7 protein-coding genes and 1 pseudogene are annotated in these 6,680 nt (G+C 69.7%); 4 read left to right on the forward strand and 4 right to left on the reverse strand.

From position 1 onward, the window contains the following. Positions 1-117 precede the first annotated feature (117 nt). Positions 118-714 (reverse strand): cupin domain-containing protein, encoded by a 597-nt coding sequence (locus ACIGXM_RS33280; RefSeq protein ID WP_396567570.1) that lies wholly within the window; start codon positions 712-714, stop codon positions 118-120. 52 nt (positions 715-766) lie between these two features. After that, positions 767-1,792: a LuxR C-terminal-related transcriptional regulator gene (locus ACIGXM_RS33285; protein WP_396567572.1), complete on the reverse strand. Its 1,026-nt coding sequence runs from the start codon at positions 1,790-1,792 to the stop codon at positions 767-769. A 522-nt stretch (positions 1,793-2,314) separates the two neighbouring features. On the opposite strand from ACIGXM_RS33285, the gene ACIGXM_RS33290 reads away from it, so the two are divergent. The 4 genes and pseudogenes from ACIGXM_RS33290 to ACIGXM_RS33305 form a co-directional block, all read left to right on the forward strand. After that, positions 2,315-2,818 carry a hypothetical protein gene (locus ACIGXM_RS33290; protein WP_396567574.1) on the forward strand — a complete coding sequence of 168 codons (504 nt, stop codon included), beginning with the start codon at positions 2,315-2,317 and terminating at the stop codon, positions 2,816-2,818. A 159-nt stretch (positions 2,819-2,977) separates the two neighbouring features. After that, the gene (locus ACIGXM_RS33295) at positions 2,978-3,457 is read left to right on the forward strand and encodes a hypothetical protein (protein ID WP_396567576.1); all 480 of its coding nucleotides are present in this window, start codon (positions 2,978-2,980) and stop codon (positions 3,455-3,457) included. Further along, the gene (locus ACIGXM_RS33300) at positions 3,447-4,601 is read left to right on the forward strand and encodes an MAB_1171c family putative transporter (RefSeq protein WP_396567578.1); all 1,155 of its coding nucleotides are present in this window, start codon (positions 3,447-3,449) and stop codon (positions 4,599-4,601) included. Before ACIGXM_RS33295 ends, ACIGXM_RS33300 begins: the two co-directional genes overlap by 11 nt. Positions 4,602-4,667: 66 nt before the next feature. Further along, positions 4,668-5,371, forward strand: a pseudogene (locus ACIGXM_RS33305) (transposase); the annotation flags it as partial. A gap of 208 nt (positions 5,372-5,579) precedes the next feature. Here ACIGXM_RS33305 and ACIGXM_RS33310 read toward each other — a convergent pair. Both ACIGXM_RS33310 and ACIGXM_RS33315 read right to left on the reverse strand, forming a co-directional pair. Beyond that, positions 5,580-6,131 (reverse strand): AAA family ATPase, encoded by a 552-nt coding sequence (locus tag ACIGXM_RS33310; RefSeq protein ID WP_396567586.1) that lies wholly within the window; start codon positions 6,129-6,131, stop codon positions 5,580-5,582. Continuing rightward, on the reverse strand, positions 6,131-6,680 hold a 550-nt coding region (locus tag ACIGXM_RS33315), incomplete at its 5' end, for a transposase (RefSeq protein ID WP_396567580.1). The genes ACIGXM_RS33310 and ACIGXM_RS33315, both read right to left, overlap by 1 nt.

The raw sequence follows: 6,680 nt of genomic DNA on the forward strand, positions 1-6,680 counted from the left end.
GTCCGGGTCGAGGGCTTCCACCGCAATCGGCGCGGATCCAGGCCCGAACGCCGACCGCCCCACGGACAGGTGTCCGTGGGGCGGTCGGTCGGTCAGGGGAATGCGCCGGCAGGGGCTTCAGTAGAGGCTGGAGAAGAGGATCCCGATCAGCTGGGCCGACTCGTCGGAGTCGTTGCGGAAGCTGTGCGGATGGCCCGCCGACCACTGGATGGAGTCGCCGGCCCGCAGGACGTGGTCCACTCCGTTGTACCGGGCCACCAGGACGCCCCTGGTGACGGTGATGAAGTCGGAGCCCTCGTGCTGGAGGTCTTCGGCGAGGCCGCTGTGCGGCTCGAAGTCCCCCGTGACGACCTGGTACCCGAGCACCGGGGAACGCAGTACCCGGTAGACCACGCCGGGCGCCCGGCTCAGCTCCTCCTGCTTCTCCCTCGGGAAGACCGAGGGAGTGGCCCGTCCGCGGGAGAAGCCCAGGAACGAGCCGACGTCGTGGCCGAACACCCGGGCGAGGCGGCCGAGCCGCTCCAGCGCGATGTCGGTCTCGCCCCGCTCCAGCGAGGCCAGGAAGGACACCGACAGCCCGCACTCGGCCGCCACCTGGCGCAGCGACATGCCCTGCTGCGTACGGAGCCGGTGCAGCACCTCGCCGGGCCGCGGGAATCCGAGCTCCGGATCCCGCGGCTCAGGGGTGTCGGTGGATGGGTCAGGGTCAGCCATGATCGCATCCTAGAGGCTGCCGCCCGCCCCTCCAACGCCCTGCCACCCGGCCCTACCCCTGCCGCAGCAGGCCCGACTGGGCGATCAGGACCCCCAACTGGCAACGACTGCGCGCGCCGAGTTCCTGGTAGATCTTGGCGACATGACTGCGGCAGGTCCGTACGCTCACCCCGATCCGGCGAGCGATCGCCTCGTCGGTCTCGCCCTCGGCCAGCAACTGGATGATGGACATGCGCACGCCGCTGATCAGCTCGCTCACCTCCGCCGCGCGGTTCTGGCTCTCGAACGGGCTGGCGCTCACCCAGGCACGCTCGAACACCCCGAGGAGGAAGTCCACCACGCCGGCCTGGCGGACGATGACGGCCACGTCCCGGTCGCCGTCCGCCGGGATGACGGCCACGTCCCGATCGAAGATGATCATCTGGTCGAAGGGATCGCCGAGGGTGCGCACCTCCCCACCGACCGCGACGAGTTGCTCGACGTGCTCCCTCGTGGGCCGGTCGAAGCGTGCCGCGTGCTGGTACAGGATCCGCGATCGAACGCGACGGGCGAGCTTCACCTCGGGCGACTCCCAGGCGACCTGGAGCGCGTCCGCGATGCTGCGACCGCCTCCGGGACGTGCGACCAGCACCTCGGAGTCGCAGTCCTCGGCGAGGGCGGCGATCTCGGCGGCGATGGCGTCGGCCCCGGCGACCGTCTGACACGGCTCCACCAGACGGCTCTCCCGGGTGGCCTGCTCGTGCAGCTCCTGGAAGACCGCCAACTCGGCCCGGATCGCGTCCGACTCCTGTTCCATCCGGGCGATCTGCGTGTGCAGCCGGGCCAGCCTGCGGGAGGCCGCGGTGCGGGGCGCGACGGGGACCAGTGCGTCTGCACGGTCGTCCGCCAGAGGCCGCAGCAACCCCCCTTCCCTGAGGAGTCGCACCGCCCGCGCCACCCGGGTGTCGCCCCAGTCGAGCTCCTCGGTCGCCCGGGACGGGTAGAGGACACGGACTCGAATCGCCAGCTGGTACAGCTGCTCCAGATCCTCGGCCTCGCCTAACGGGTCCGCCTGCCGGATCTTGAGATCTGTCTGCATGAATCCCCCTCATAGCAGCCAACAGCCTTGTCAGCGCAGACAACAGCCTTCCCACACGGGCAAGGCGCTGCCGCACCGCTCAAGGGGGGAAGGGGCTGCCCGTTCCACTGCCGGGCCAAGCCGCAGGCCGTTGCCTATACTGGATGATCGTGTTGAATATCGCACAAGCTGCCCGCACCTGTCAACCATGGCGAACGAATGAGCCGCGTTCAGTGGACAGTTGTCCACTATGGCGGATGGCCGACCTGGACCGGCCGAACGGCGTACAGGTCGGTGGACCTGCCCGGCGCCCGGGGCCGGTCCGACCCGATCACCGCTGACCGTCGAGGCCACCGGCGGCCGCCGGGTCGACCGCCACCAGCGGACTCCGGCTCGGCCGTCCACCCGCCAACCGAGCATATGCGCGGGAGCGTTGCCGGCCGGTGCCATCTGTCAACAATGGCGGACGCCACTCGCTTCGAGTAGGGTTGGCCCATGTTGACGGACCGTCAAACAGGCCAATGATCCTTCGGGAGAAGACAGATGGAGCCCAGCGGGCCACTTCCCGGTCAGCCGGGCCGGTCCTCGGTGCGTCGGATCGACCAGCGGCTGAACGAGTTGCTCAACGCCCTCTATCCGGACGAGCGCACGCGCCCCGGGTACGCCGCGATCTCCCGGGAGATCCGTCAGACGACCGGCGGGCGGATCTCCGGCACCTACCTGTGGGAGCTCGCCACCGGCAAGAAGCACAACGTGACGCTCGAACAACTCGACGTGCTGGCCACCTTCTTCGGAGTGCCGCTGGAGTACTTCCTCAACGACGCCGTCGCCGAGCGGGTCAGCTCCCAGCTGGCCATGGCGTCCGCGTTGCGCGACACCCGGGTGCGCAACCTGGCCCTGCGTGCCGAAGGGCTCTCCCCGGCCAGCCTGGACGCCCTGCTCACCATGGTGGACGAGGTCCGGAAGCTGCAGAACCTGCCGCGGATCAACGACGCCGCGGACGATCCGGCGGCCGACGGCGGGCCCGCGCGGGTCGGCGAGCCCTGACCAGGACGGGACTCCGCGACTTCGGGAACGCCGGAGGGGAGGGCTGAGCGAGGCGCCGGAACGCGCCTCGAGCCGTCGTACTGGAGCGGTTCACGGGGGAAGGCTCTGAAGGACGCCATGTCGCATGAGTACAACCGGCTACGCCGACGCTGCGAGTCAGTGCTGAAGCAGCTCGACGTACCACATCCGTTCTCTCTCGACGCGCTCTGCGCGCGACTGTCGGCACAGCGAGGACGCCCGCTCCACCTCCATGCCCTGCCGCCGCAGGCGGCCTCGGCGGGAGCCTGCGGCCTCTGGCTGGCGACCCACACCGACGACCACATCTTCTTCGAGCGACGAACGGCCCGCGCGCACCAGGAGCACATCGTGCTGCACGAGATCGCCCACATGCTGTTCGACCACCACTCCGTGGCGGATGGGGAGTTGGGCACCGTGTCGGCCCTCCTGAGCGATCTCAGTCCCCGGCTGGTCAACCGGCTGCTGGCGCGGACCGACTACACCACGTGGCAGGAGCAGGAGGCCGAGATGCTGGCGAGCCTGATCCGGACCAGTGAGCGACAGCCGGCGGCGGCCCAGCCGAGCGGGGCGCTCCAGGAGCTGGAGGCGGCCCTGGGAGTCGAGGCGTGGCATGTCCGCTGACCTCGCATCGCTCAGCACGACCGTGGAGAACGTGAGCGCGGTCTGCCTGTGGGTCGCCGTGGCGGTCCGGGCACCTTCGGCGCTCCGCTCGCCCCGACAGCACGCGCTCTGGTTCGCGGTCGCCAGCGCGGCCGCGGCCATGACGCTCAGCCTGGACCCGGTCAGCCGTGCCATCCTCGCCGTCACCGGCCCGACCCAGCTCGTCGGACTCGGCCAGCATCTGCTGGGCGTGCTGTCAGTCGGCACCACCCTCGACTTCGCCACCGCCGCGGTCGACCGACGCCGACACCGGGCGCGCGTCTACCTCGGGACCCTCCTCGTGACGGCCGTCCTGGTCGTGCTCCAGCTGCGCGCCGGCTCCGGCCCTCCGCCGACCGCCTTCTGGCTGGTCCTCACCACGGCCCACCTGTTCGCCAACTACGCCTGCATGCGCATGTGTTGGCACTACAGCCGGCAGAGCGCACCCGGTCAGCTCAGAACGGGCCTGCAACTGTTCGGTCTCGGTACCACGTGCGCCGGACTCTTCTGGTGCGGCAAGGGACTCCAGCTCCTCGTCGACGGCCCGGTCTGGGCCGTCCTCCTCCCGTTGCTGATGGCACTGCACGCGTTCTTCCGGGCGGCCGCCCTGATCGTGCCGGTGGCCGCCGCCGCGCGTCGGGCGGCGGCCGACATCGCCACCGTCTGGAAGCTCTGGCCGCTGTGGCGCGACCTGACCGAGACCGTGCCGAACGTGGTGCTCGCCAGGCGTCGACCGCGCCTCGTCGAGATCCTCCGTCCGCACGGGAGTTGGAAGCTGCTCGCGTACCGCAAGGTGGTGGAGATCCGGGACGCCGTCCTCACCCTGCACTACCACAACCCGCCGGGAACGGCCGACCTCGCCCGGGACTACCTGGCAGCCTTCGACGTCTCCGGCCGGTACTCCGAGGCGATGGTGATGGCCTGCGTGGTGCGTGGCGCCCGCGACGCGAAGCTGGCGGAGCACCCGCCCGTGCGCCACCCGGAGAGCATGGCCGACTTCAGCGGTGACGACCTGGCCGCGGACGCCTCCTTCCTGACCGAGGTCGCCAGGGCGTACGGCTCCCCCGCCGTCCAGGCCTTCGGCACCGACACCGCCCGGGCCCGGCGCGCCCGGACGGCGGCCTAGTACTGCAATCACGGTTACTGGTGGGGTGGTTGTGGGTTTTGCCGGTGACTGTGGTTGTGTGTTGCCGTGTCTGTGGATCTCGGGGTGGGGCAGATCGAGGCCTGGCAGGAGATGCTGTCCGGGCTGTACGTGCGGTTCGCTGCGCGTTTTTCCAGGTCGGAGCCGCGTGCGCGTGTCCTGACATGGCAGGGTTGATCGTGCCGCTGGAGCGGACGAACGGGTGGATGCTCGCGGAGCGCGTGGGCGAGGGGCATGCCGATCGGGATGCAGCGCCTGCTGGGCGAGGCGGACCGGGACGGGCCGCGTCTTGATCGACCGGGAGCTGTGCCTGCCGGCGTCCTGGACGGATGATCGCGGGCCTGCCGGGCGGCCGGCGTGCCCGATGAGGTGCCGTTCGCGACGAGAACGAGCGCTTCCGGTGGATGCTGCGGCGTGTGATCGACGCCGGGGTGCCGTTCGCGTGGGTAACCGCGGACGAGGCCTACGGGCAGGTCAAGCACCTGCGGGTCTGGCTGGAGCAGCGCGGCATCGGGTACTACGTCCGCTACGGACCCGTCACCACCCGCCTGAAGGACCTGGTCAAGGTCGCCGCCACCAGGTGGGCGATCGAAGAGTCGTTCCAGGTCGCGAAGAACGAGTGCGGCCTGGACCACTACCAGGTCCGCCGCTACGACGCCTGCTACCGGCACATCACCCTGTCCATGGCCGCACTCGCCGCCCTGGCCGCGATCCGCACCCACGAGCTCGAAGGGGGGCTGCCGATCAGGACAAACCACCCTGATACCGCTGTCTGTCGCGGAGATCCGCCGCCTCATCGGTCTGGTCCTCCAACCCCACCACCTCACTCCGACGCATCATCTGCACTGGTCATGGTGGCGACGCCTCAGCCAGAGCCGCGCACGCCGCAGTCACTACAAACGCAGAGGTCACACCCCATAACTGAGCAATAGTCAAGACCTGTGGATCGTGGGCTGATCGTCAGCGGCGGGGTTGGGGATTGAGCGTGGCGAATTCGACGATCTGACCCAGGGACGGATTCCAGCCCTGCGTGGTGTTCACGGCCAGGTAGGGGACGTCGAGTGCAATCGGGACCCACGACTCGATCGGCTGCTGCCCCTCGGCGATGCGGTGCAGGAGATCGGCATCCGCGTGAACGGCGCGCGAAGGGACTTCGGCGGCTCGGCGGGTGATGCGCTCGCGAGCGAGCTCGGGATCGACGACACAGCGCACGACGCGGATGCTTGCCAGGCCCGCGAGCGGCTCCAGGCCCGGACGCCATAGGCGGTCCTGGAACGCCGCCTCCGCCACCAGGCTCGAACCCGCCTCCAGGAGCTCACCGAGGGTGCCGAAGAACGTCTCCAGCGTCTTCAGGTCCAGATCATCGGCGGAATCGGCGCCAGCGGCCAGACGCTCCTTGATCTCGTCACGGCAAACCGCCGGCCAGTCGAGTGCGTCTGCCAGGACATGCGCCAGCGTCGTCTTGCCCGCCCCGGGCGGGCCACTTACAGCGACCAGAGTCGCGGGTCGCATCACGCTGCTGCCTCCCGCCCGGCCAGGACGCCGTTCTCGAAGCGGGCGCCGGAGCGGACCAGGGCGACGAGATGGGCGCCGGTGATCGCGCGCCAGCGTTCCTGGGCGGACTCGACGAGCTTGAACACCATCGCGAGGGCCGCGGCCGGACTGCCGGCACCGCGGGTGACCTTGGTCCGCAGCGTGACCGTGGAGAACGTCGACTCGATCGGGTTCGTGGTCCACAGGTGAATCCAGTGCTCGGCCGAGAAGTCATAGAACGCCAGCAGTTCCTCCCAGTCGTCGGTGATCTTGGCGACGGCCTTGGGCCGCTTCGCGCCGTAGGTGCGCGCGAACACCTCGATCGCCTTTTCGGCATGGGCGCGGTCCTCGGCGTTGTAGATCTCCTGCATCGCCTTCGTCGCGCCCGGCTGTGCGGACTTCGGCAGGGCGTTCGTGACATTTCGGGCTTTGCGAAGCCGTAAGGAATCAACCTGTCGGTGTGTCGTCTTCGCTTCGTCCTGCGGCGAGGAGATCTGCGGCGGATCGGTAGCGGATGGTCGCCGGAGG

The sequence above is a fragment of the Kitasatospora sp. NPDC052896 genome (assembly GCF_044547075.1).
Classification (GTDB): Bacteria; Actinomycetota; Actinomycetes; order Streptomycetales; family Streptomycetaceae; genus Kitasatospora.

Coding starts and splice junctions, on each gene's coding strand:
- ACIGXM_RS33280 (WP_396567570.1), bottom strand. CDS start 714: ATGGCTGACCCTGACCCATCCACCGACACCCCTGAGCCGCGGGATCCG.
- ACIGXM_RS33285 (WP_396567572.1), bottom strand. CDS start 1,792: ATGCAGACAGATCTCAAGATCCGGCAGGCGGACCCGTTAGGCGAGGCC.
- ACIGXM_RS33290 (WP_396567574.1), top strand. CDS start 2,315: ATGGAGCCCAGCGGGCCACTTCCCGGTCAGCCGGGCCGGTCCTCGGTG.
- ACIGXM_RS33300 (WP_396567578.1), top strand. CDS start 3,447: ATGTCCGCTGACCTCGCATCGCTCAGCACGACCGTGGAGAACGTGAGC.
- ACIGXM_RS33310 (WP_396567586.1), bottom strand. CDS start 6,131: ATGCGACCCGCGACTCTGGTCGCTGTAAGTGGCCCGCCCGGGGCGGGC.